The organism is Salibaculum sp. (assembly GCF_035270045.1).
Lineage (GTDB): Bacteria > Pseudomonadota > Alphaproteobacteria > Rhodobacterales > Rhodobacteraceae > Salibaculum.
Map to the genome: position 1 here is coordinate 23,996 of NZ_DATFIP010000018.1, position 20,837 is coordinate 44,832.

20 protein-coding genes and 1 pseudogene are annotated in these 20,837 nt (G+C 65.2%); 12 read left to right on the forward strand and 9 right to left on the reverse strand.

Translation table 11 applies throughout. From position 1 onward, the window contains the following. Positions 1–55 precede the first annotated feature (55 nt). Positions 56–643 carry a 2-amino-4-hydroxy-6-hydroxymethyldihydropteridine diphosphokinase gene (folK, locus tag VJ897_RS02740; protein ID WP_324053025.1) on the reverse strand — a complete coding sequence of 196 codons (588 nt, stop codon included), beginning with the start codon at positions 641–643 and terminating at the stop codon, positions 56–58. Positions 644–734: 91 nt separating this feature from the next. Between folK and VJ897_RS02745 the strand changes: the two genes are divergently transcribed. Further along, positions 735–1,307 carry a LabA-like NYN domain-containing protein gene (locus tag VJ897_RS02745; RefSeq protein ID WP_324053027.1) on the forward strand — a complete coding sequence of 191 codons (573 nt, stop codon included), beginning with the start codon at positions 735–737 and terminating at the stop codon, positions 1,305–1,307. Between the two features lie 39 nt (positions 1,308–1,346). On the opposite strand, the gene VJ897_RS02750 is transcribed toward VJ897_RS02745, so the two are convergent. Continuing rightward, positions 1,347–1,769 (reverse strand): c-type cytochrome, encoded by a 423-nt coding sequence (locus tag VJ897_RS02750; RefSeq protein ID WP_324053029.1) that lies wholly within the window; start codon positions 1,767–1,769, stop codon positions 1,347–1,349. 165 nt (positions 1,770–1,934) lie between these two features. On the opposite strand from VJ897_RS02750, the gene ispH reads away from it, so the two are divergent. The 3 genes from ispH to rnhA all read left to right on the forward strand — a co-directional run bounded on the left by ispH (position 1,935) and on the right by rnhA (position 3,938). Next, positions 1,935–2,885: a 4-hydroxy-3-methylbut-2-enyl diphosphate reductase gene (ispH, locus tag VJ897_RS02755; RefSeq protein WP_324053031.1), complete on the forward strand. Its 951-nt coding sequence runs from the start codon at positions 1,935–1,937 to the stop codon at positions 2,883–2,885. 49 nt (positions 2,886–2,934) lie between these two features. Continuing rightward, on the forward strand, positions 2,935–3,384 hold the full coding sequence (locus VJ897_RS02760) for a DUF3429 domain-containing protein (RefSeq protein ID WP_324053032.1): 450 nt from the start codon (positions 2,935–2,937) through the stop codon (positions 3,382–3,384). A 101-nt stretch (positions 3,385–3,485) separates the two neighbouring features. Next, positions 3,486–3,938 (forward strand): ribonuclease HI, encoded by a 453-nt coding sequence (gene rnhA, locus VJ897_RS02765; RefSeq protein WP_324053034.1) that lies wholly within the window; start codon positions 3,486–3,488, stop codon positions 3,936–3,938. Here rnhA and fmt read toward each other — a convergent pair. The 3 genes from fmt to def (VJ897_RS02780) are packed head-to-tail and all read right to left on the reverse strand — an operon-like array spanning position 3,935 to position 5,872. Further along, positions 3,935–4,837, reverse strand: a complete 903-nt coding sequence (gene fmt / locus VJ897_RS02770) for a methionyl-tRNA formyltransferase (RefSeq protein ID WP_324053036.1) — start codon at positions 4,835–4,837, stop codon at positions 3,935–3,937. The genes rnhA and fmt overlap by 4 nt on opposite strands. Positions 4,838–4,849: 12 nt before the next feature. Next, positions 4,850–5,350 (reverse strand): peptide deformylase, encoded by a 501-nt coding sequence (gene def, locus VJ897_RS02775; RefSeq protein WP_324053038.1) that lies wholly within the window; start codon positions 5,348–5,350, stop codon positions 4,850–4,852. Beyond that, positions 5,351–5,872, reverse strand: a complete 522-nt coding sequence (gene def, locus VJ897_RS02780) for a peptide deformylase (protein WP_324053040.1) — start codon at positions 5,870–5,872, stop codon at positions 5,351–5,353. Positions 5,873–5,973: 101 nt separating this feature from the next. On the opposite strand from def (VJ897_RS02780), the gene VJ897_RS02785 reads away from it, so the two are divergent. Beyond that, positions 5,974–7,146: a MalY/PatB family protein gene (locus VJ897_RS02785; protein ID WP_324053042.1), complete on the forward strand. Its 1,173-nt coding sequence runs from the start codon at positions 5,974–5,976 to the stop codon at positions 7,144–7,146. A 5-nt stretch (positions 7,147–7,151) separates the two neighbouring features. Here the strand turns inward: VJ897_RS02785 and VJ897_RS02790 are convergent, their stop codons facing one another. Continuing rightward, positions 7,152–7,499, reverse strand: a complete 348-nt coding sequence (locus VJ897_RS02790) for a hypothetical protein (protein ID WP_324053043.1) — start codon at positions 7,497–7,499, stop codon at positions 7,152–7,154. Positions 7,500–7,739: 240 nt separating this feature from the next. Here VJ897_RS02790 and VJ897_RS02795 point away from each other — a divergent pair, with 240 nt between their 5' ends. Both VJ897_RS02795 and VJ897_RS02800 read left to right on the forward strand, forming a co-directional pair. Then, positions 7,740–8,744, forward strand: coding sequence for a glutathione S-transferase family protein (locus VJ897_RS02795; protein ID WP_324053045.1), 1,005 nt, complete (start codon positions 7,740–7,742; stop codon positions 8,742–8,744). A 129-nt stretch (positions 8,745–8,873) separates the two neighbouring features. Then, the gene (locus tag VJ897_RS02800) at positions 8,874–10,037 is read left to right on the forward strand and encodes a lytic murein transglycosylase (protein ID WP_324053047.1); all 1,164 of its coding nucleotides are present in this window, start codon (positions 8,874–8,876) and stop codon (positions 10,035–10,037) included. A 136-nt stretch (positions 10,038–10,173) separates the two neighbouring features. Here VJ897_RS02800 and smc read toward each other — a convergent pair whose 3' ends face one another. Further along, entirely contained in the window at positions 10,174–13,629 is a 3,456-nt protein-coding gene (gene smc, locus VJ897_RS02805; RefSeq protein WP_324053049.1) for a chromosome segregation protein SMC, read from the reverse strand. Between the two features lie 234 nt (positions 13,630–13,863). Between smc and VJ897_RS02810 the strand changes: the two genes are divergently transcribed. Together VJ897_RS02810 and aptA are read left to right on the forward strand one after the other, a co-directional pair. Continuing rightward, positions 13,864–15,078, forward strand: coding sequence for a TsoY family (seleno)protein (locus tag VJ897_RS02810; RefSeq protein WP_324053051.1), 1,215 nt, complete (start codon positions 13,864–13,866; stop codon positions 15,076–15,078). Between the two features lie 112 nt (positions 15,079–15,190). Beyond that, positions 15,191–16,501 (forward strand): omega-aminotransferase AptA, encoded by a 1,311-nt coding sequence (aptA, locus tag VJ897_RS02815; protein ID WP_324053053.1) that lies wholly within the window; start codon positions 15,191–15,193, stop codon positions 16,499–16,501. Here the strand turns inward: aptA and VJ897_RS02820 are convergent. Beyond that, entirely contained in the window at positions 16,498–18,144 is a 1,647-nt protein-coding gene (locus VJ897_RS02820) for a thiamine pyrophosphate-binding protein (protein WP_324053055.1), read from the reverse strand. The genes aptA and VJ897_RS02820 overlap by 4 nt on opposite strands. A gap of 108 nt (positions 18,145–18,252) precedes the next feature. Between VJ897_RS02820 and VJ897_RS02825 the strand changes: the two genes are divergently transcribed. Beyond that, a complete protein-coding gene (locus VJ897_RS02825; RefSeq protein ID WP_324053057.1) occupies positions 18,253–18,786 on the forward strand; it encodes an NADPH-dependent FMN reductase in 534 nt (177 codons plus the stop codon). A 10-nt stretch (positions 18,787–18,796) separates the two neighbouring features. Here VJ897_RS02825 and VJ897_RS02830 read toward each other — a convergent pair whose 3' ends face one another. Then, positions 18,797–19,828: an NAD(P)/FAD-dependent oxidoreductase gene (locus VJ897_RS02830; RefSeq protein WP_324053058.1), complete on the reverse strand. Its 1,032-nt coding sequence runs from the start codon at positions 19,826–19,828 to the stop codon at positions 18,797–18,799. Between the two features lie 57 nt (positions 19,829–19,885). Between VJ897_RS02830 and mnmC2 the strand changes: the two genes are divergently transcribed. Continuing rightward, positions 19,886–20,542, forward strand: coding sequence for a tRNA (5-methylaminomethyl-2-thiouridine)(34)-methyltransferase MnmC2 (mnmC2, locus tag VJ897_RS02835; RefSeq protein ID WP_324053060.1), 657 nt, complete (start codon positions 19,886–19,888; stop codon positions 20,540–20,542). Next, a pseudogene (locus tag VJ897_RS02840) lies at positions 20,542–20,837 on the forward strand (EamA/RhaT family transporter); the annotation flags it as partial. The gene mnmC2 and the pseudogene VJ897_RS02840, both read left to right, overlap by 1 nt.

Genomic DNA, 20,837 nt, shown 5'->3' on the forward strand with positions numbered 1-20,837 from the left:
TGAAAGCCGGTGCATAAAGCCTTGACAGCACTTTGACAAGGCGATTTCGGGATCGTCAAAGGGGTTTGACCCCGGCAATCTCGGGTTCGGGGCACGCAGCGTACATCTGTGCAACGGTCAGGCCCAGTTCGGGGTGGCGCCAGCCGTCGGCCACATCGGCCAGGGGCACCAGAACGAAGGCCCGGTCCTGTATCCGCGGATGCGGCAGAATCAGCTCCTCGGGTGCTTTCCTTTGTTGCTCGGACAGGTGCAGGTCGCGCCAGTGCGCCTGCGTGACCGGGTCCGGCAGCACAAGATCCCCGACCGCTATCAGGTCCAGATCCAGGCTGCGCTGTCCCCAGCGTTTGCGCCTGGTCCGGCCGAATTCGGCCTCGATCTCGTGCAGGCGGGTCAGGATATCGCCCGGGGCCGCCGCGCTGTGAAAGGCTGCCGCGGCGTTCACGAAATCCGGCCCCGAGCCGGCGGGAAAGGCCGGTGTGGCGAACAACCGGCTGATCGCAACGCCGTCGCCGAAGGCCGCGCGCAATACCTCACCTGCCCCCTGCACCGTCGCCCGCGCCCCGCCATAGGGCGAGTCACCGTTCGACCCGAGAGCGACAAGGATCAATCTTTCGATGGTGCCCCTAAGGAAAGGTTGTTCCATGTCATATTGCTCTTACATTCTCCAAGCTTCGCCGGACTAATACCACTCAGAACAAACCCCAACCGGTGAATCGCCATTGGAAGGAAAATTCATGTTCTATCGCGATGAGCGCCTGGCGCTCTTCATCGATGGATCGAACCTCTATGCCGCCGCCAAGGCACTTGGGTTCGACATCGACTACAAGCTGCTTCGACAGGAATTCATGCGTCGCGGCAAGCTGCTCAGGGCTTTCTACTATACCGCCCTGCTTGAGAATGACGAGTATTCGCCGATCAGGCCGCTGGTCGACTGGCTGAATTACAACGGCTTCACCATGGTGACCAAGCCCGCGAAAGAGTTCACAGACAGCCAGGGCCGACGCAAGGTCAAGGGCAACATGGACATCGAACTGACGGTCGATGCGATGGAGCTGGCCCCCCACGTGGATCACATTGTCCTGTTCTCGGGCGATGGCGATTTCCGGCCGATGATCGAATCGATCCAGCGCAAGGGGGTGCGCGTTTCGGTCGTCTCGACCATTCGTAGCCAGCCGCCGATGATCGCCGACGAACTGCGCCGCCAGGCCGATAATTTCATCGAGCTGGAGGACCTGCGCGAGGTCATCGGGCGCCCCCCGCGTGAACCGCGCGAAAGCCGAGTCGAGGCCACAGCCGGGACCGAATGACGCCAGCGCGGCCAGGGCAGTCCGAACGCCCGCCGTCGCCTATTGCACCTGCTGGGCGGCGGCGGCGTTAATCTGGTCATGACGCGCGATGATCCCGTCCGGCCAAGAGTTCTTGATATAGGCCAGCACCTGCAGGATTTCCCGGTCTGTCAGAACATCCTCAAAGCCCGGCATGTCGCTTTCGTAGCCATCGCCGACCACCGCGGCGACCCCGTATTTCGTCAGCATGAACAGCTGGATGTCCGGATGATGCCAGGTATGGCCGGTCTCATCATGCGGCGGGGCCGGCATCCGGCCGCTCTCCTTGGGCTGGCGCCAATCCGGCTCGCCCCCCAGGTCGGCGCCGTGGCAACCGGCACACTGCGCCTGATAGATCCCCGCACCCGCGGCGACGGCGCCGGGCACATCATTGGGCAAAAGCTGCCCCGGCTTCTGATCGGCAAGCGCCGATACCGCAATCACGGCACCTATCCCCCCGATGCCGGCAAGACTGGCAAGCCTGTTTCGCATGATTTCATTCTCCTCTTTGAAAGGCCTACCGTGCCGGGGGTCCCGCGCTGGAAGGCAAGCCCCCTTTTGTCTCACCGCGTTCTGGACGTGTCCGCCCCAAGCCCCTAGGTTCGGCACATGACCAAGCCGCCCCTAACACTGCTTCTGGCCGCCCCGCGGGGGTTTTGCGCCGGTGTCGATCGCGCCATCAAGATCGTCGAGATGGCCCTCGATAAATGGGGGGCACCCGTCTACGTGCGCCACGAGATCGTGCATAACAAATACGTGGTTGACGACCTGCGCGCCAAGGGTGCGGTCTTTGTCGAGGAACTGGACGAGTGCCCGGATGATCGCCCGGTGATCTTCTCGGCCCATGGCGTGCCCAAGGCCGTTCCGGCAGAGGCCGCAAAGCGCAAGATGATCTATGTCGATGCCACCTGCCCTCTGGTGTCTAAGGTGCACATAGAGGCCGCCCGCCACGCCGAGAACGGCCTTCAGATGATCATGATCGGCCACGCCGGTCACCCCGAAACCGTGGGCACCATGGGCCAGCTGCCCGAGGGCGAGGTCCTGCTCGTGGAAACCGTCGACGACGTGGCCCGGGTGCAGGTGCGCGACCCCGAAAGGCTGGCCTTCGTCACGCAGACCACGCTGTCTGTGGATGACACGGCCGATATCGTCGCCGCCCTGCAGGCGCGGTTTCCCAATATCATCGGCCCCCACAAGGAAGATATCTGCTACGCCACCACGAACCGGCAGGACTCCGTCAAGGCCGTGGCGCCCCGGGCCGATGCCCTTCTGGTGGTGGGCGCGCCCAATTCCTCGAATTCCCGGCGACTGGTCGAGGTGGGGCGCAAGGCGGGCTGTCCTTATGCACAGCTGGTCCAGCGGGCTGCGGACATCGACTGGCGCGCGCTTGACGGGATCGCTTCGGTTGCCATCACCGCGGGTGCCTCGGCCCCCGAGGCATTGATCAACGAGGTGATCGACACCTTCCGCGATCGCTACGATGTCACGGTCGAAACCGTCGAAACCGCCCGCGAAGACGTGGAATTCAAGGTGCCCCGCGCCCTGCGCGAACCGGCCTGAGGCACCTGCCCGCTTGCCAAGCGCGGGCGTCCGGATCATCTATTGCGCCATGAAGGATATACCCCGCTCCGCCCTCGTGCTCGGCTTTGCCGGGCTTCTGCCCTTTCTCTGGGGGGCAGTGACCGTGTTGCTCCCGGATTTGGGGATGCAATGGATGACGCGGCTCGGCGGGCGCTTCATAGGACCCTACATCCAGATCGCCTATGGCACAGTGATCCTTGCCTTCATGGCCGGGGTCCTCTGGGGTTTCGCGACCCGGGCGACTGGCCGACTGGCGGCGATCGGCTATGCTCTGTCGGTGCTCCCTGCGCTTTGGGCCTTCTTCATGGTGGGGGGCGGCGCGGTCACCGCCGCGGTCAACCTCGCCACGGGCTTTGCCGGACTTCTGTTGCTGGACTGGTTCTTCTGGAACGCGGGGTTGGCTCCGCGCTGGTGGATGGCGCTGCGGCTGCCACTGACACTGGTGGTCGTGCTATGCCTGTTGCCAGTGATCCTGTGAACCGCGGTCTGCGCGGGCCGTTTTCCCGGTTGCATTCCGGGGCATCGCCAAGGCAAAGAGCCGTCGCGACAATCACGACCCTGGGATCACCCTGACCGCCCATGCCTGATCTTTTCGCGTTCACAGACGGTGCCTGTTCGGGCAATCCCGGCCCCGGTGGCTGGGGCGCGCTGTTACAGGCCCGCGATGGCGACCGCGTGCTGCGCGAGAAAGAACTTTCGGGCGGCGAAGCGGGAACCACCAACAACCGCATGGAACTCATGGCCGCGACCGAGGCGCTGAACGCGCTGTCACGGCCCAGCCGCGTTACGATCGTGACCGACAGCAACTACGTCAAAGACGGAATCACGAAATGGATTCACGGGTGGAAGGCCAAGGGTTGGAAGACGGCCCAGAAGAAGCCCGTCAAGAATGCCGAACTCTGGCAGGCGCTGGACGCCGCCGCGGCGCGCCATGATGTGACCTGGGAATGGGTCAAGGGCCATGCCGGCCACCCCGAGAACGAACGCGCCGACGAACTGGCGCGCTTGGGCATGGCGCCCTTCAAAGGCTAGGCGGTTTCGGGCGGCTGCCAGCCCTTGAGCACTTCGGACACCGGCGCGGGCCGCCTGCCCGGACGCTGCAGTTCGAGAATTTCGACGGCGCCATCCCCGGACCCAACGGAGAAACCGCCATCGGCCGATATGTGCCCGGCGGGCAGGTTGCGGTCCGCCCGCCGGGCGCGCAGGAACTTTATCCGCTCGCCGCCGATATCGCTCCAGGCGCCGGGAAAGGGCGACAGGCCGTTGATCTGACGCACGATCCGGTCGGTGGCGTCGGACCAATTCACCCGCGCCTCGGCCTTGTCGATCTTGACCGCGTAGGTCACGCCCTCTTCTGGTTGGGGGACGGGCGTCAACCCGTCGAGATCGCCAAGCGCCGCGACGATCAACCGCGCGCCCATGGCCGATAGCCGGTCATGAAGCCGTCCGGTCGTTTCCTCCGAACCGATCAGCGTGGACTCGCGCAGCAGAACAGGGCCAGTGTCCAGCCCCGCCTCCATCTGCATGATGCAGACCCCGGTTTCGCTATCCCCCTCGATGACCGCACGGTGGATCGGCGCCGCACCGCGCCAGCGCGGCAGAAGCGAGGCATGGATGTTCAGACAGCCATGCGCCGGCGCATCCAGAATGGCCTGCGGAAGCAAAAGACCATAGGCCACGACCACGGCGACATCCGCGCCTAGCGCGGCGAAATCCGCCTGTTCAGACGCCCCCTTCAACGACACCGGATGGCGCACCGGCAGGCCCATCACCTCTGCCCGCGCCTGCACAGGGGTCGGGCGGCGTTTCTTGCCGCGCCCTGCCGGCCGGGGCGGCTGGCAGTAGACGCACGCGATCTCGTGACCCGCCCCCGCCAAGGCCTCAAGCACCGGCACGGAAAAATCGGGCGATCCCATGAAAACGATGCGCATGCGGTCCTCCTGCTAGCCGACCCGCAGCTTCCGGGCCTTGCCGATCAGCCGGTCGCGTTTCAGACGCGACAGGTGATCGAAATACATGCGCCCGTTCAAGTGGTCGATCTGGTGCTGCACACTGGTCGCCCAGAGCCCCACGAAATCCCGCCGGTCATAGGTCCCGCTTTCATCCATGAACCGCACCGTGACGGCGCGCGGCCGCGAGATGACCGCCGAGACGCCGGGCAGGTTGGGCGAGGCCTCTTGGTGCTCGCGCAGTTCGACGCTGGCATGAAGCACCTCCGGGTTGGCCATGCGGATCGACTGTCCGCGCTTGTCACTCGCATCCACCACAGCCAGCCGCAACGGCACGCCAAGCTGCACCGCCGCCAGGCCGACCCCGGGCATCGCATCCATGGCCTCGACCATTTCATCCCAGAGACTGCGGATGTCGTCCGTGATCGCCTCCACCGGGTGCGCGGGAGTGCGCAGAAGCTTGTCGGGCCAGCGAACAAAGGGGCGCGGCGACATTCAGGCGCGGGCCTTCTCGCGCTTGAGCTTGACCATCCGACGCGTGATCATCTGCCGCCTTAGAGGCTTGAGGTAATCGATGAAGAGCTTGCCGTTCAGGTGGTCGATCTCGTGCTGCACGCAGGTCGCCCAGAGCCCGTCGAAGTGCTCGCTGTGTGTCTGCCCGTCCAGCCCCAGCCACTTGACCGTCACCTCGGCGGGGCGTTCCACGTCCGCGAACTGTTCCGGTATGGACAGGCAACCCTCCTCGTAGACGTTGGTTTCCTCCGACGTCTCGGTAACCTCGGGGTTAATCAGGACCATGGGCTCGGGCGTCGCCTCGGGGTCCTTGATACAATCCATCACCAGCAGCCGATCCATCACACCCACCTGCGGCGCGGCCAGCCCGATGCCCGGCGCGTCATACATGGTTTCCAGCATGTCGTCGGCCAGGCGCCGGATGTCGTCAGTCACTTGGGCAACCGGCGTCGCAACCTTTTTCAGGCGCGGATCAGGGTGGATCAGGATCGGTCTCAGACTCATGAGAAGCCATTTATGTGATTGCACCACGGGGCGCAATACGCGCCCCTTGCACTTGGCGCGGGGACAGATAGCTTCGCATCCGGCCAATACACGAGGAACCAATGAGCTTCGACACACTGACCCACCGCATCGGCTCCGGCTCCACAAAGTGGGACATGATGCAATCCGCCTTCGGAATCTCGCCTGACGAGGGCCTGCCGATGTGGATTGCCGACAAGGATTTCGAAGCACCGGGTTTCCTGCAAGATGCCATGCGCGGGCTGATGGAGCGCGCTGATTACGGTTATTTCTGCGACTTGGACACGTTCCACGAGTCGATCCGATGGTGGCAGGACGCGCGCCATGGCTGGGACATCGACACCGACTGGATTTTCACGACCTACGGGCTGGGCAATGCGATCGCACTGACCATCCAGTGCTTCACCGAACCCGGCGATCACGTGGCGATCCTTACCCCCGTCTACCATGAATTCGCCGCCAAGATCGGCCGGACCGAACGCGTGGTGACCGAACTCCCGCTGGTGGTCCGGGATGGTGTCTACGCGCTGGACTTCGACTCCTTTGAGGCGCGCATGACCGGCAAGGAAAAGATCCTGCTGATCAGTTCACCGCACAATCCCGCCGGCCGCGTCTGGACGCGCGCGGAATTGCGGGACATGGCCGCGTTCTGTGAACGCCACGAGCTGCTGCTGGTCTCGGACGAAGTGCACGGCGATCTTGTTTTCGAAGGCCACAGCTTCCTGCCGTCGCACCTGGCCGTCCCAGGGATCGAATCGCGGCTGGTGACGATGAGCGCGGCGTCCAAGACCTTCTCCATCGCGGGTGCGCGCACCGGTTACATGATCATCCCCGACCCCGACCTGCGCGCCCGGTTCAACCGGTACTTCCGCGGCTTCGACATCAGCCCGAATCTGCTGGGCGTCACGCTGACACGTGCCGCCTACAGCCCCGAGGGCGCGGCCTGGGTGGACCAGCTGGTGCCTTATCTGCAAGTCAACCGCGACCTGTTCTGCACCGGGGTCGACGCGATACCGGGGCTCAGGGCAATGCCGATGGAAAGCACCTACCTGGCCTGGGTCGATTTCGCCGGAACCGGCATGGATCAGGCCGAGATCCACGCCCGGCTACGGGACAGCGCCCGCATCGCGGCGACCCCCGGGCACACACTGGGAACCGGCGGCGAAACCTTCATGCGGTTCAATCTGGGCACCCAGAAGGCAAGGGTAAAAGAGGCCCTCGAACGCCTGTCAAAGGCTTTTTCCGACCTGCAGTGAAGCGATCAACGCGGCAAGAGGGCGATCGGGGCATCCTCGTCACGTTCGTAGTCGAGCGGGGCACCATCGCCCGAGGCGGTGTTGCGCTTGAACTCGTAATGCATCAGGTCGCCCTCCGCCTCGGCGGCAACGATCAGGCATTGCGACAGGTGGCGCGAACCGTCGTAAAGGTCGACCAGTCCGCGCAAATTCGGCGCATCCTCGATATCGACCGAAAAGCCGGACTTGCGCAGCCGTAGAACGCGGTAATGCACGCCGCCTGCCTCGACGCGCAGGCGGCTCTTGCGGACCTCGGCCCGTCGCTGGGCGGCACTCAACTCGCGCTGCAACTCTTCCGGCAGAAAATCGGTCATCGAATCCTCCTACTCCGGGACACAGCATGAGGTGAAAGCGTTCCACGTCAAGACAGGTCCGCGACCACTGCGCGCGGCCTCCGTGATGTTCAGGGCGCCATCGCGCCCCAACCACCAGCGCAGACCTGCGCCGGCCGGCAGCGCCTGTGCGCATGTGCGGGGTTAGATGCGCATTCCTCGCCCTTTGCGCGCGATCCGCTTGGCCCTATTTTCACCCCAGAACAATCAAGGGAGGCTGCCATGGGCCAGCTCGTCAACGGCAAGTGGGAAGACACCTGGTACGATACCAAGTCGACAGGTGGCGCCTTCAAGCGTGATACCTCGCGCTTTCGCAACTGGCTTACCCCCGACGGCAAACCCGGACCGTCCGGCGAGGGCGGCTTCAAGGCAGAAAGTGGCCGGTATCACCTCTACGTTTCCTACGCCTGCCCATGGGCACACCGTGCGCTGGTGTTCCGCCAGCTGAAGGGCCTGACAGATCACATCGGCGTCTCGGTCGTGCATCCCCATATGCTTTCGGATGGTTGGACCTTCGAGACGGATTTCGACGGCGCCACGGGCGACCAACTCTACGGGCTGCCTTTCGCCCGTGACATCTATCTCAAGGCCGATCCCGAGATCTCGGGCCGCGTCACCGTGCCGATCCTCTGGGACCGGCAGCGCGAGACCATCGTCTCGAACGAAAGTTCCGAGATCATCCGCATGTTCAATTCGGCCTTCGACGGGCTGACGGGCAATAGCGACGATTATTGGCCAGCAGACCTGCGCGACGCGATCGAGCCGATCAACGCTCGCATCTATGACACTGTGAACAACGGCGTCTACAAGTCCGGCTTCGCAACCACGCAAGAGGCCTATGACGCCGCCGTGCATCCCCTGTTCGACAGCCTCGGGTGGCTGGAAGAGCACCTGTCGCGCAACCGCTACCTGATGGGTGACCGCATCACCGAGGCCGACTGGCGGCTCTGGACCACGCTGATACGGTTCGACCCCGTCTATCATTTGCACTTCAAGTGCAACCGAAAGCGGCTGATCGACTATCCCAACCTTTGGGCTTTCACCCGCGAGCTTTACCAATGGCAGGCCCCCGATGGGCCGGTGTCGGAAACCGTCCACATGGGCCACATCGTCGAACACTACCACTACAGCCACGAAACGATTAACCCCAGCCGGATCATTCCCATAAATCCGGTCCTGGACCACGACGCACCACATGGGCGCGAACGCCTGCAGTCCGTAGCCTGACGCAAGCCAGGCCGGATCTGGCATGACCGCCCGGCGGCCGCCCGCGCGCCGCCGGGCCCGGCCGTCATGCGCCCTTGCCCGGCCGAGACAACTTGCTAGGCTCCGTACCATAGAATACCGGAGTCCCGCATGCGCGCCCTTGCTCTTGTCCTTTCCCTGCTCGCCGGCCCCGCCGCCGCCCAGACCTGCGGCGGCAGCTTTTCCACTTTCGTCAATGAACTGCGGGCCGAGGCCGTGAACCGCGGCCACCAACGGGCAACCGTAGACGGTTTCTTCCGCGGCACGCGCCGCGACCCCGATGTCATCGCCGCCGACCGCCGCCAAGGCCATTTCCAGCTGAATTTCATCGATTTCTCGGACCGCCTGATCGCCCAGTACAGGGTGGACAACGGCAAGTACTACGCCAACCAGCTTGACAGTCTCTTTGACCGGATCGAAGCGCGATATGGTGTCAGCCGGGGCGTCCTGTTGGCCTTCTGGGCCTTCGAGACCGACTTCGGTCAGGTGCAGGGCGATTACAACACGCGCGATGCGCTGGTCACCCTCGCCCACGACTGCCGCCGCCCCGACCTCTTCCGGCCTCATGTCTTCGCCGCGCTTGAGCTTTTCGCGCGAGGGAGCTTTGACCCCGACACCACCACCGGCGCCTGGGCCGGCGAGATCGGCCAGGTCCAGATGTTGCCAGAGGATATCCTGACAAATGGCATCGATGGTGATGGCGACGGACGTGTGACGCTCAAGACCTCATCGGCTGATGCGCTGATGTCCGGGGCGGCCATGCTTTCGGATCTCGGCTGGCGGGCGGACGCCCCCTGGCTCCAGGAAATCCGCGTGCCCGACACTCTCGACTGGTCGCTGACCGGGCTTGACCAGCCGCGTCCCACTTCGGACTGGGCCGCCATGGGTGTCACCGCGCGCACCGGCAGCCTGCACCAGAATCTCGAAAGCGCGGTGCTCCTGCCCATGGGCCGCAAGGGCCCGGCCTTTCTCGCCTACCCGAATTTCAACGTCTATTTCGAGTGGAACAAGAGCTTCGTCTATGTGCTCACCGCCGCCTATTTCGCCAATATCCTGGAAGGTGCGCCACGCTTCGATCCCGGCAACCCGGACCCGGGGCTTTCCGGTCAGGAAATCATCGCGCTGCAGGAGAAACTCGTCGCGCGCGGCTATGACGTCGGCGGCATCGACGGCATCATCGGCGCGATGACCCGCGACGCGGTGCAAAAGGAACAGGTCCGCCGCGGACTGCCCGCCGACGCCTGGCCCACCCGCGACCTTCTCGACGCGCTCTGACGTCCGGTTTCTCCGGGTCGAAAAAACCGAGAGAGAGTCGCGCTTGCGCGATGGGATCAGAGCCCTCTTCCGGGACGGCGGGCGGGGCGCATTTGCCGGGCCGGCAAAAAGCGGGGTCTCGCCGGCTCTACCGCGGTCAGGCGACCATCTTCTCGGCGGATTTCAGGTCGACGGAAACCAGCTGACTGACCCCCTGTTCCTGCATCGTGACCCCGAACAGGCGGTCCATCCGGCTCATCGTCACAGCATGGTGCGTGATGATCAAAAAGCGGGTGTCGGTGCGACGGCACATCTCGTCGAGAAGGTCGCAGAACCTGCCCACGTTGGCGTCGTCCAGCGGCGCGTCCACCTCATCGAGCACGCAGATCGGCGCGGGATTCGCCAGGAAGACGGCGAAGATCAGCGCCAGCGCGGTCAGGGTCTGTTCCCCACCTGACAGCAGGCTGAGGGTCGAGAGTTTCTTGCCCGGCGGCTGGCACATGATCTCCAGCCCGGCATCCAGAGGGTCGTCGCTTTCAACCATGACCAGCTTGGCCTCACCGCCGCCGAAAAGGTGCTTGAACAGCATCCCGAAATTCTCGTTCACCTGCTCGAACGCCGTCAGCAGCCGTTCCCGGCCTTCCTTGTTCAGGCTGGCGATGCCGGACCTCAGGGCGCGGATCGCGTCTTCCAGGTCGGTCTTCTCCTTGAGCAGGGAATCGTGCTCTTCCTGCACCTCGCGGGCGTCCTCCTCGGCACGCAGGTTCACCGCGCCCAAGGCGTCGCGCTGACGGCGCAGGCGGGTCACGTCGGCCTCGATCTTCTCGGCACCGGGGATCTTGGCCGGATCGGTATCCAGCCGCGCCAACAGCTTGTCCGGCGTGACCTCCTGCGCCTCCATGATGCGTTCGGCCGCAGTCTCTACCGTCTCGCGCGCGGCCTCGGCGCGGGCCTCGGCGCGGGCCCGGGCCTCGCGGGCCTCTCCGGCGACACGCTCGGCCTCGCGTTCGGTCAGACCGGCCTCGCGCAGGGCCGTCTCGCCCCCGGCCAGCGCATCGGCAGCGACCTGACGGCGATTCTCGGCAACCGTAATCTCCTCGGTCAAAGCCGCGCGCTGGGCCGCGATCTCCTCGGGAGCCGAGTGCGCGACCTGCAACTCTTCCTCGCTGGTCGCGCGCCTGTCCTCCAGCTCGGCCGAGCGTTTCGACGCGGTTTCCAACCGATGCTTCCAGCCCGATATCTCCTTTGTGACCTCCTGGCTGCGCTTGAGACGCGCCTCGCCCTCGCGGCGCAGTTCGTCATGGGCCGACCGCTTGGCCATCATGGTCATACGCGCCGCCTCGACGGTCATCTTGACGTCCTCGACATTGGCGCGCGCAGCGTCAAGATCACCAAGGGTCTCCAAACCCGCCTCGGCCTCGGACAAGGCTTTCCGGGCGGCCTGCGCCTCGTCCTCGTTGCGCGTCACGGCAAGGCCCGAGCTTTCCAGCTTGCCCTCGGCCAGGTTGCGATCGGCCTCGGCACGGCTCAGGGCACGGGCGGCCTCGGCCACCTGGGCATCCGCCGCGCGGCGCGCCTCGCGGGCGGTACGTTCTGCCTCGGTCAGGTCCGCCATGCGCTCGGTCAGGCTGTCATGGGCCAGGCGCGCACCATGGGCCTTGGCATTGGCCTCTTCCAGGTCGCGCTTGAGTTCCACCAGCCGATTGAGTTGCTGAAGGCGCAAAGCAGCGGCCGAGGGCGCGTCTTCCGCCGCCGACCGGAAGCCGTCCCAGCGCCAAAGGTCGCCCGCCATGCTGACAAGGCGCTGACCGGGCAAAAGGTCCTTTTGCAGGACCGGGCCATCGGCGGCGTCCACCAGCCCTACCTGCCCCATCCGGCGCACCAGGACCGGCGGAACCGAGACGAAATTGGTCAGCGACATTGTCCCTTCGGGCAACGCCTGGGGTTGGGTATAGCCGGGCAAGGCAACCCAGCCCGAGCTTTCGGCATCCTCGACCACCGGCGCACGCAGATCGTCCGCCAAGGCCGCGCCAAGCGCCTTTTCATAGCCGCCCTCAACCCGCAGCTGGTCAAGCAGCTGTGCGCCTTCCTCGGCATCCCTGTCCACCATCTTGGCCAGTGCGCCCACCTCGGCGCGCAGCGCATTGGCCTCGCCCTCGGCCTCGGACCTCTGTGCGCGGGCATCAGCCTCGCGGCCCTGGGTTTCACCGCGGGCGGTCTCGGCTTCGGACAGGACCTGTTCGGCCCTTTCGGCAGTGGCGCGAGCGGTGGTTTCGGCCTCTTGCGCGGCAGCATGATCCGTGGCGGCCTTCTCCAGCGCCGCTTGCGCTTCTTCCTGTGCGGCCTTGGCGCGCGCCGCTTCGGATTCGGCCTTTTCGAGGGTCTTTCGATTGTCTCCGATCAGGCGATTGGCAGATTGGTGCCGCGCGGCCAGGCGGGCCACGTCCTCGGTCAACTGGCTCAGGTCAGTCTCACGGTCTTGCAGGACCTGGGCAGCGTCATGGGCCTCGGACTGTGCCGCTTCCAGCTTGGCGGCGTGGCCTTCACCCGCCTTGGCAAGTTCGCGGGCCTCCCATTCCAACCGCTCGATGGTTTCGCCCGCGTCCCTGTTCAACCCGGCCTCACGGTCCATGTCGCGGGTCAGCTGTTCGATCCGCGCTGTCAGGGTCTCGATGGTCTGTTTCGCGCGCGTTTCCTGGTCGTTGAGCGTATCACGCTGAACCTGCAATCGCTGCAGGACAGCCGCCGCAATGGCCTCTTCCTCGCGCAGGGGGGGCAGGGCCTCCTCGGCTTCGGCACGCGCCTTGGCCGCCTCCCGCGCTGCAGCCTCGGTACGCCCGGCCCATGTCGTTTTTTCCGTCAGCGCCGCCTCGGCCTCGGCACGGGCCACGTCGGCCTCTTGCCAGCGGCGATAGAGCAAGAGCCCCTCGGCCTGACGCAATTCCTCGCCGATCGCGCGATAACGTGCGGCCTGGCGGGCCTGGCGAGCCAGTTGCTGCAACTGAGCGGCCAGTTGTTCGATCACGTCATCGACCCGCGCGAGGTTGGTTTCCGAGCCCTTCAACTTCAATTCGGCCTCGTGGCGCCGCTGGTAGAGGCCGGAAATTCCCGCCGCCTCTTCCAGGATGCGACGGCGTGCCTTGGGCTTGGCGTTAATCAACTCGCTGATCTGGCCCTGCCGGACCAACGCGGGCGAATGCGCGCCGGTCGACGCATCGGCGAAGAGCATCTGGACGTCGCGCGCACGGACGTCCTTGCCGCTGACCTTGTAGGCGCTGCCCACGTCGCGGGTGATGCGACGGATGATGTCAAGGTTTCCCTGGTCATTGAACGCGGCGGGCGCCAGCCGGTCGGAATTGTCGAGGTGCAGCGAGACCTCGGCATGGTTGCGCGCGGGCCGCGTGGCCGCGCCGGCAAAGATCACGTCCTCCATCCCGCCACCGCGCATGGCGGTGGGACGGTTCTCGCCCATGACCCAGCGCAGTGCCTCCAGCAGATTGGACTTTCCGCAACCGTTGGGCCCGACGACCCCGGTCAGCCCATCCGCTATCACCAGGTCGGTGGGGTCAACGAAGCTCTTGAAGCCATTGAGTCTGAGGCGGGTGAACCGCATGGGCGGGTTTCTCGTGTCTGATTCCTGTCCGGTGATCATGGTGGGCTGCGTTTTCCATTTCTGTCAACGCACCACGCGCTTATATGGGTGCTGGCCGGAGATTATCCACAAGATATTGATCGCATTGCCGCCTCAGACACCACCTAGACGTCCATTACATTTCACTATTGACATATATTTTTGGCTCGTCCATATTCCAAATATTACGAATTTGCCATGTATCAGGAGGCAACCATGTCCCACACCACGCACCGTCCGGCGGACGCCTATTCGCCGCTCTACTTCCTGGCCTCGCTGGGGGCCGGTGGCCTCGCGGTCACCTTCTTCATGTACCTGATGTTCTGGGTGCCGCATCCCGACCAGCCTGTGCCCGTGTTCGAGGACATCATGGCGGCCTTCCAAACCGGCGGGCTGCCGCTTCAGGCCGCGATCCTCGTGGCCGTCACCGGCATCGCCGGCTTCGCCTTCCTCAATATCAAGCTGCTGATCTGGAACCTGACCCGGCTTTCGGCCTTCTCCAAGACCGAGAAATTCGACAAGCTGGTCAATTCCAACGCGGAGACCACCCTGCTGGCCATGCCGCTGGCGTTGGCCATGACGGTGAATGCCATGTTCATCCTGGGCCTCGTCTTCGTGCCCGGCCTCTGGGGCGTCGTGGAGTACCTCTTCCCGATGGCACTGGTGGCCTTTGCACTGATCGGCTGGATCGCGTTCCGCCGCATCGGTGCCTTCCTGGGCCGCGTCTTGTCCGAAGGTGGCGTCTTCGACGTGACCGCGAACAATTCCTTCGCCCAGCTTCTGCCCGCCTTCGCGCTGTCGATGGTCGCCGTCGGCCTGGCCGCCCCCGCCGCCATGAGCACCGTGCCGCTGACCGTGGGCATATCCCTGATCCTGTCGATCACCGTGGGCACCATTGCAGCGCTTTATGCAGTGGTCGCCGCCGTGCTGGCATTCAACTCGATGCTGCACCACGGCACCGCCAAGGAAAGCGCCCCGACCCTGATGGTCGTCGTTCCGATCCTGACCGTGTTGGGCATCATGATGCTGCGTCAGAGCCATGGCCTGCACACCACTTTCGAGGCCAACGGCGCCCCGGCTGACAACCTGATGATGACCACCATGATCCTGGCCGTGCAGGGTGTCTTCCTGGCCCTTGGCCTGCTGGTGCTGCGCCGTCAGAACTACGCCGACGCTTACCTGCGTGGTGACGGCAATTCGCCCGGCGCCTACGCACTGGTCTGCCCCGGTGTCGCCCTGTCGGTCATGACCCACTTCTGGATCAACAAGGGCCTTGTCGGCGCTGGCCTGATCGCCAAATTCGGCGTCGCATACTGGGCCTTCAGCGGTGTCGCCATCGCTTTCCAGGTGGCCATGATCGCCTTGGTCTTTCACCTGAACCGGCGCCACTTCCGCCGGCCCGCCGCGGGCCATGCGGTCCCCGCCGAATAAACCCAACGGCCTGAACATGATGAACGGGCGCGCCTCGGGGCGCGCCCGTTTCGCTATATTGCCAGCGCCCCCGACCCGTGCCACCGTCTCGCCAAAGGACAAGAGGTGCCCCATGCCCGACACGATCCGTGTTCCGAACGATCTTGACAGTTTCTGGATGCCCTTCACGGCAAGCCGCCGGTTCAAGGACAACCCCCGGCTGCTGCACAAGGCTGAGGGCTGCTATTACACCTCGGTCGATGGCAGGACGCTGTTCGACGGCACCGGCGGCCTCTGGTGCTGCAATGCAGGCCATGCCCACCCGAAGATCACGCAGGCGATTCAGCGCCAGGCCGCCCAGCTCGACTTCGCCCACAGTTTCAACCAGGGCCACCCGATCGCCTTCGAGGCCGCCGCGCGCGTGACCGACCTGGCGCCGGGCTTCGACCATGTCTTTTTCACCAATTCCGGGTCCGAATCCGTCGATACCGCGCTCAAGATCGCGCTGGCCTATCACCACCACCGGGGCGAGGGAGAGCGCCGCCTTCTGGTGGGACGCGAAAAGGCCTATCACGGGATCAATTTCGGCGGGCTTTCCGTGGGCGGGCTGGGGCTGAACAAGGGGCAGTTCGGCACGCTCTATCCCGCCACCGCGCATTTGCGGCAAACATCCCTGCCCGGGAACGCCTTTTCGCGCGGACTGCCGGACAACGGCGCCGAACTGGCCGACGACCTGCAACGCCTGTGTGATCTGCATGGGGGCCACACGATCGCCGCCGTTATCGTTGAACCCGTCAGCGGCGCAGGCGGGGTCTATCCGCCGCCAAAAGGCTACCTGGATCGCCTGCGCGAAATCTGCGACGCCCACGGCATCCTGCTCATCTTCGATGAGGTCATCACCGGCTTCGGGCGCACCGGCAACGCCTTCGCCTACCAGGGCTTTGGCGTGAAACCCGACCTGATCACCTGCGCCAAGGGCATGACCAACGCGACCGTCCCCATGGGCGGCGTCTTGGTCACGAAAGAGGTGCGCGAGGCCTTCCTGACCGGCCCTCCCAAGATGCCCGACCTTTTCCACGGCTATACCTATTCGGGCCATCCGCTGGCCTCGGCCGCCTGCATCGCGACGCTGGATGTCTACCGCGACGAGGGCATATTCGAGAATGCCGCCGCCATGGCCGCCCCGTGGGAAGACATGCTGCACGCCCTCAAGGGTCTGCCCGGCGTGGTGGATATTCGCAATTACGGCATCGTCGGCGCGGTCCAGCTGGAAACGAAAGGCGCCGTCGGCGATGCCGGGCGCGCGGCCTATGAAGGGCTTTGGGAAAAGGGCCTGATCGCGCGGCCGGTGGGTGACAGCCTGTGCCTCTCACCGCCCTTGACCATCACAACCGATCAGATCGAGGAGATCGGCAGCAAGCTGCACGATCAACTGACCGGTTAGACCACTGTGGCCAGATCCGACAGCCGCATCGTTGTCGACAATGCGTCCTCGTCCACCTGCAACTCGATCACCGCGAGCGTACCGGCCAGGCGCGCACGGTCGAAGGCGGCCGGGAAATCCGCCGTCGCCGAAACGACCTCGCCATGTCCGCCATAGGCGCGGGCAAGCGCGGCGAAATCCGGGTTGGCCAGTTGAGTGCCCGAAACCCGGCCCGGATAGGTCTTTTCCTGGTGCATGCGGATCGTGCCATAGCGGCCGTTGTTCGCCACGATCACGATAGGCGTGGCCCCGTGCTGCACGGCGGTCGACATCTCGTTCAGGGTCATCTGGAAGCATCCGTCGCCCGCGAAACAGATCACGTCCCGGTCAGGATGTTCGATCGAAGCCGAGACACCCGCCGGAAACCCATATCCCATGGAGCCGCTGGTCGGGGCCAACTGGGTCCCGTAGCGCTTGTAGCAGAAATACCGATGCAGCCATGCCGCGTAATTGCCCGCGCCGTTTGTCAGGATCGCGTCCTCCGGCAAGGTTTTCGACAGCCAAAGGACCACCTCTTCCAGTTTTACCGCCCCGGGGGTTTCCTGCGGTGCCACCCAGGCCTCGTAATCGGCGCGTGCCGAACCGGTCCAGTCCGCCCAGTCCCGCCCGCAGGCAGGCAGCTGCGACAAGGCGCTGATGAAGCTGGCAGCATCCGCCGTGACCGCCAGGTCGGGCTGGTAGACCCGGCCCGGTTCGCCCGGGTCAGCATGGACATGGCAGATTTGGCAATGGGGATCGGCAGGGTCGATCAGCGTGTAACCGCGCGTTTCGATATCCCCCAGCCGCGAGCCGATGACCAGTATCGCGTCTGCCGCCTTGACCCGCTCGGCCAGCGCCGGGTTCATCCCGACGTTCAGGTCCCCCGCGTAGCAGCGATGGCGGTTGTCCAGATAATCCTGCCGCCGAAAGCCCAGCGCCACCGGCAGGCCCTGGGTTTCGGCAAAGGCCGCAAGGTCCCGCGCCGCGTCTTGCGACCAGTGTGGCCCGCCCACCACGACCAGCGGACGCTCCGCGCGGGCAAGCCAGTCAAGCGCATCCTTTGCGGTGCTGGAATGTGACGGCGCCAGTTCTGACTGGCGCGCGCGAATCGCCGGCGGGTCCACAGGGGCCGACAGCATGTCCTCGGGCAGGGCCAGAACCACCGGACCGGGCCGCCCGCTGGCCGCGACGGAAAAGGCCCGGGCGATGTATTCCGGCAGGCGCTCGGTCTGGTCGACCTCCGCGACCCACTTGGCCAACCCGCCGAACATGGTGCGATAGTCGATTTCCTGAAAGGCCTCGCGGTCGCGGTGATCGCGCGCGATCTGCCCCACGAACATCACCATCGGCGTGCTATCCTGCCGCGCGATATGGATGCCCGCGCTGGCATTGGTGGCGCCCGGTCCGCGAGTGACGAAACAGACGCCTGGCTGGCCGATCATCTTGCCATGGGCCTCGGCCATCATGGCCGCGCCGCCCTCCTGACGGCACACGATATTGGCGATGCCGCTGTCATGCAGACCGTCGAGCGCGGCAAGGAAGCTCTCGCCGGGTACCGAGAACACCCGCCGCACCCCCAGCCGATGCAACTGCGCCACCAGGATTTCGCCACCGTGACAGGCCATTCCGCGCTCCCCTTCGCAATTCCGCACAACCATGTGCCACGCAGCGCGGGGTGGCAAGCCGGGGCCGTACGGCTATGTGGCAGCTAAACCAAGACAAGAGGGAACCCCATGTCCTACCTTCTCGGCCTGTCCGGGTCCTTGCGCCGCACTTCGACCAACACCAAACTGATGCGTGTGGCGTCCCGTATCTACGACCCCACGGAATTCATGGAGGGCGACCTGGACCTGCCCCTCTACAATGGCGATGTCGAGGAAAACGGAATTCCCGAAAAGGTTCAGACCTTGTCCGACCAGGTCAGCGGGGCCGAGGCCGTCATCATTTCGTGCCCGGAATACAACAAGGCGCTGTCGGGTGTGATGAAGAACGCCCTCGACTGGGTCAGCCGGACCAAGGGCAACCCCTGGCGCGACAAACCGGTCGCCATCATGTCGGCGACAGCCGGGCGTGCGGGCGGCGAACGATCGCAATCCTCGCTGCGGCTTTGCCTGAACCCGTTCCGTCCCGTGGTGCTCCCCGGCCCCGAGGTGCTGATCGCGGGCAGCGGCGACGCCTTTGACGAGAATGATGAACTGGTCAACGAGGCCTCGGTGCGGATGCTGACCGACCTGATGGATCAACTGCGGGCCATGGCGCGCCGCTGATCGCAAGGGCCTACAGGCTGGCGCGCGGGTCGAACGAGGCCGGGATACGGTCGCGGCCCTCCAGCACGAGATCGGCCATGACCTCGCCCGCAAGCGGGGCCATACCGAAGCCGATCTTGAACCCGCCATTGGCCAGGAACTCGCCGTCACGGAACGGATGGCGCCCCAGCATCGGCGCGCGGGTGCGACTGCGCGGACGCACGCCGGCCCAACGGCGCAGTTCGGGCGCATCGGCCAAGGCGGGCAGGGCACCCCGGGCACGCGCCAGCAGGGTCTCGCACTGGGCGTCGGTGACATCGGGGATGTCGAATTCACGTTCCGTCGTCGATCCGATGGCCACCGTCCCGTCCGCGTGGGGTACGATGTGCAAGCCATCCACGAAAAGTTGCGGCATCCGCGCGGCGTCATGGTCCAGCAACACAGCCTGTCCCTTGATGCCCGCGCCCACCAGGCGCGTGTGCCGCGCGGTCAAGTCCGCCAGACCCTGCCAGCCGGTGGCGTGGAGGATCTGCCCTTCGCCCCTGCCCTCGGGCACGATCTCGCCCCCCTTTGCACGGATGGCCGCAGCCAGCGCGTCACAGGCCTTTGCGGGATGCAGCCGCGCCGTCAACGTATCATGGATCAGGTAACCGGTGGGCGTTTCTGGCACCCAGTCTCCGCCTGGCCTCCGGATCACTTCCCAGGTGGCGCGGCCTCGCCAGAGTTGCCCCGCGCCCTCGGCCCTGGCCTTTGCACGGGCAAGCGCCTCGTCATCCGCCACCGGCTGCCAGCGTCCGGTGCGGCCATAGCCAGGCGACAGGCCGCCGATCCGTTCGACCTCGTCCCAGAACGCCTCGGCCATCAACAGGCTTTCAAGTTGGAACGCCTTCTTCTCGTTCCACTGCTCGGGCACATGCGGGGCCAGCGCCCCGACGATACCGCCCGAGGCCCCGGCCCCTACGCCACCCGGATCGACCACGCGTACCCGGGCCCCGCGCCGCGCACAGCACCAGGCCACAGACAGGCCAAAGGCCCCGGCCCCGAAGACGGTCACGTCCACCATTGCCAATCCCCCGTTTCCCGACGCATCGTCACCGCCGACGGCATAGGACAGAAGACGATGACAGACCAGCGGGCGCAGATCGACTGGCGCGACGGGCATGTGCCCGTCTCGACGCGTTTCGATGATCCCTATTTCTCGCTCCAGGACGGCGTGGCCGAGACCAACCATGTCTTCCTGGCTGGCAATGACCTGCCCCCAAGGTTCCGAGACGGATTCCATATCGCCGAGCTTGGCTTCGGCACGGGATTGAACTTTCTTGTCGCGCTCTCGGCCTTCCGGGCGAGGGGCATCGCGGGCAGGCTGCACTTCACCAGCTTCGAGGCCTACCCCTTGGCACCCGCCGATCTGCAACAGGCCCTGTCTGTGCATCCCGGCCTGCCGGTCGAATTATTGCGCAACGGGGTGCCTGATGCGCTGGAGGGGTCGGATTTCGCATTGCAGGTGATCCCGGGCGATGCGCGACAAACCCTGCCGTGCTGGACGGGCAGGGCCGACGCATGGTTTCTGGATGGCTTTTCCCCCGCCAAGAACCCCGAGCTTTGGGGCGACTCGCTGATGGCGCAGGTCGCGCGCCACACGGCACCCGGCGGCACGGCCGCGACCTATACCGCGGCCGGTCATGTGAGGCGCGCGCTGGACCAGGCCGGGTTCGATGTCATCCGCACGCCGGGATATGGCCGCAAACGGCACATGACCCGTGCGAGGCTGCGCTGATGCAGTCCAACGCCCGCCTCGGCATCCTGTTGATGGTCGCCACGACCTTCGTCTTCGCGATGCAGGACGGCATCAGCCGCCATCTGGCGCGCGAATACAATGTCATGATGATCGTGATGATCCGCTACTGGTTCTTCGGGCTGTTCGTCATGACCATCGCGCGGCGGCAGGCAGGATCGATCCGGGCCGCGGCGCGCACCACTCAACCCGTCCTGCAGATATTCCGAGGCCTGCTGCTGGCCGCCGAGATCTGCGTCATGGTTCTGGCCTTCGTCTACCTGGGGCTTGTCGAAAG

Excerpts from the sequence above, each read along its gene's own strand:
- rnhA (WP_324053034.1), top strand. The coding sequence starts at position 3,486 with ATGCCTGATCTTTTCGCGTTCACAGACGGTGCCTGTTCGGGCAATCCC.
- VJ897_RS02800 (WP_324053047.1), top strand. The coding sequence starts at position 8,874 with ATGCGCGCCCTTGCTCTTGTCCTTTCCCTGCTCGCCGGCCCCGCCGCC.
- VJ897_RS02795 (WP_324053045.1), top strand. The coding sequence starts at position 7,740 with ATGGGCCAGCTCGTCAACGGCAAGTGGGAAGACACCTGGTACGATACC.
- VJ897_RS02810 (WP_324053051.1), top strand. The coding sequence starts at position 13,864 with ATGTCCCACACCACGCACCGTCCGGCGGACGCCTATTCGCCGCTCTAC.
- VJ897_RS02745 (WP_324053027.1), top strand. The coding sequence starts at position 735 with ATGTTCTATCGCGATGAGCGCCTGGCGCTCTTCATCGATGGATCGAAC.
- ispH (WP_324053031.1), top strand. The coding sequence starts at position 1,935 with ATGACCAAGCCGCCCCTAACACTGCTTCTGGCCGCCCCGCGGGGGTTT.
- folK (WP_324053025.1), bottom strand. The coding sequence starts at position 643 with ATGGAACAACCTTTCCTTAGGGGCACCATCGAAAGATTGATCCTTGTC.
- smc (WP_324053049.1), bottom strand. The coding sequence starts at position 13,629 with ATGCGGTTCACCCGCCTCAGACTCAATGGCTTCAAGAGCTTCGTTGAC.
- VJ897_RS02830 (WP_324053058.1), bottom strand. The coding sequence starts at position 19,828 with ATGGTGGACGTGACCGTCTTCGGGGCCGGGGCCTTTGGCCTGTCTGTG.
- def (WP_324053040.1), bottom strand. The coding sequence starts at position 5,872 with ATGAGTCTGAGACCGATCCTGATCCACCCTGATCCGCGCCTGAAAAAG.
- VJ897_RS02790 (WP_324053043.1), bottom strand. The coding sequence starts at position 7,499 with ATGACCGATTTTCTGCCGGAAGAGTTGCAGCGCGAGTTGAGTGCCGCC.
- VJ897_RS02760 (WP_324053032.1), top strand. The coding sequence starts at position 2,935 with ATGAAGGATATACCCCGCTCCGCCCTCGTGCTCGGCTTTGCCGGGCTT.
- def (WP_324053038.1), bottom strand. The coding sequence starts at position 5,350 with ATGTCGCCGCGCCCCTTTGTTCGCTGGCCCGACAAGCTTCTGCGCACT.
- mnmC2 (WP_324053060.1), top strand. The coding sequence starts at position 19,886 with ATGACAGACCAGCGGGCGCAGATCGACTGGCGCGACGGGCATGTGCCC.
- aptA (WP_324053053.1), top strand. The coding sequence starts at position 15,191 with ATGCCCGACACGATCCGTGTTCCGAACGATCTTGACAGTTTCTGGATG.
- fmt (WP_324053036.1), bottom strand. The coding sequence starts at position 4,837 with ATGCGCATCGTTTTCATGGGATCGCCCGATTTTTCCGTGCCGGTGCTT.
- VJ897_RS02825 (WP_324053057.1), top strand. The coding sequence starts at position 18,253 with ATGTCCTACCTTCTCGGCCTGTCCGGGTCCTTGCGCCGCACTTCGACC.
- VJ897_RS02820 (WP_324053055.1), bottom strand. The coding sequence starts at position 18,144 with ATGGCCTGTCACGGTGGCGAAATCCTGGTGGCGCAGTTGCATCGGCTG.
- VJ897_RS02785 (WP_324053042.1), top strand. The coding sequence starts at position 5,974 with ATGAGCTTCGACACACTGACCCACCGCATCGGCTCCGGCTCCACAAAG.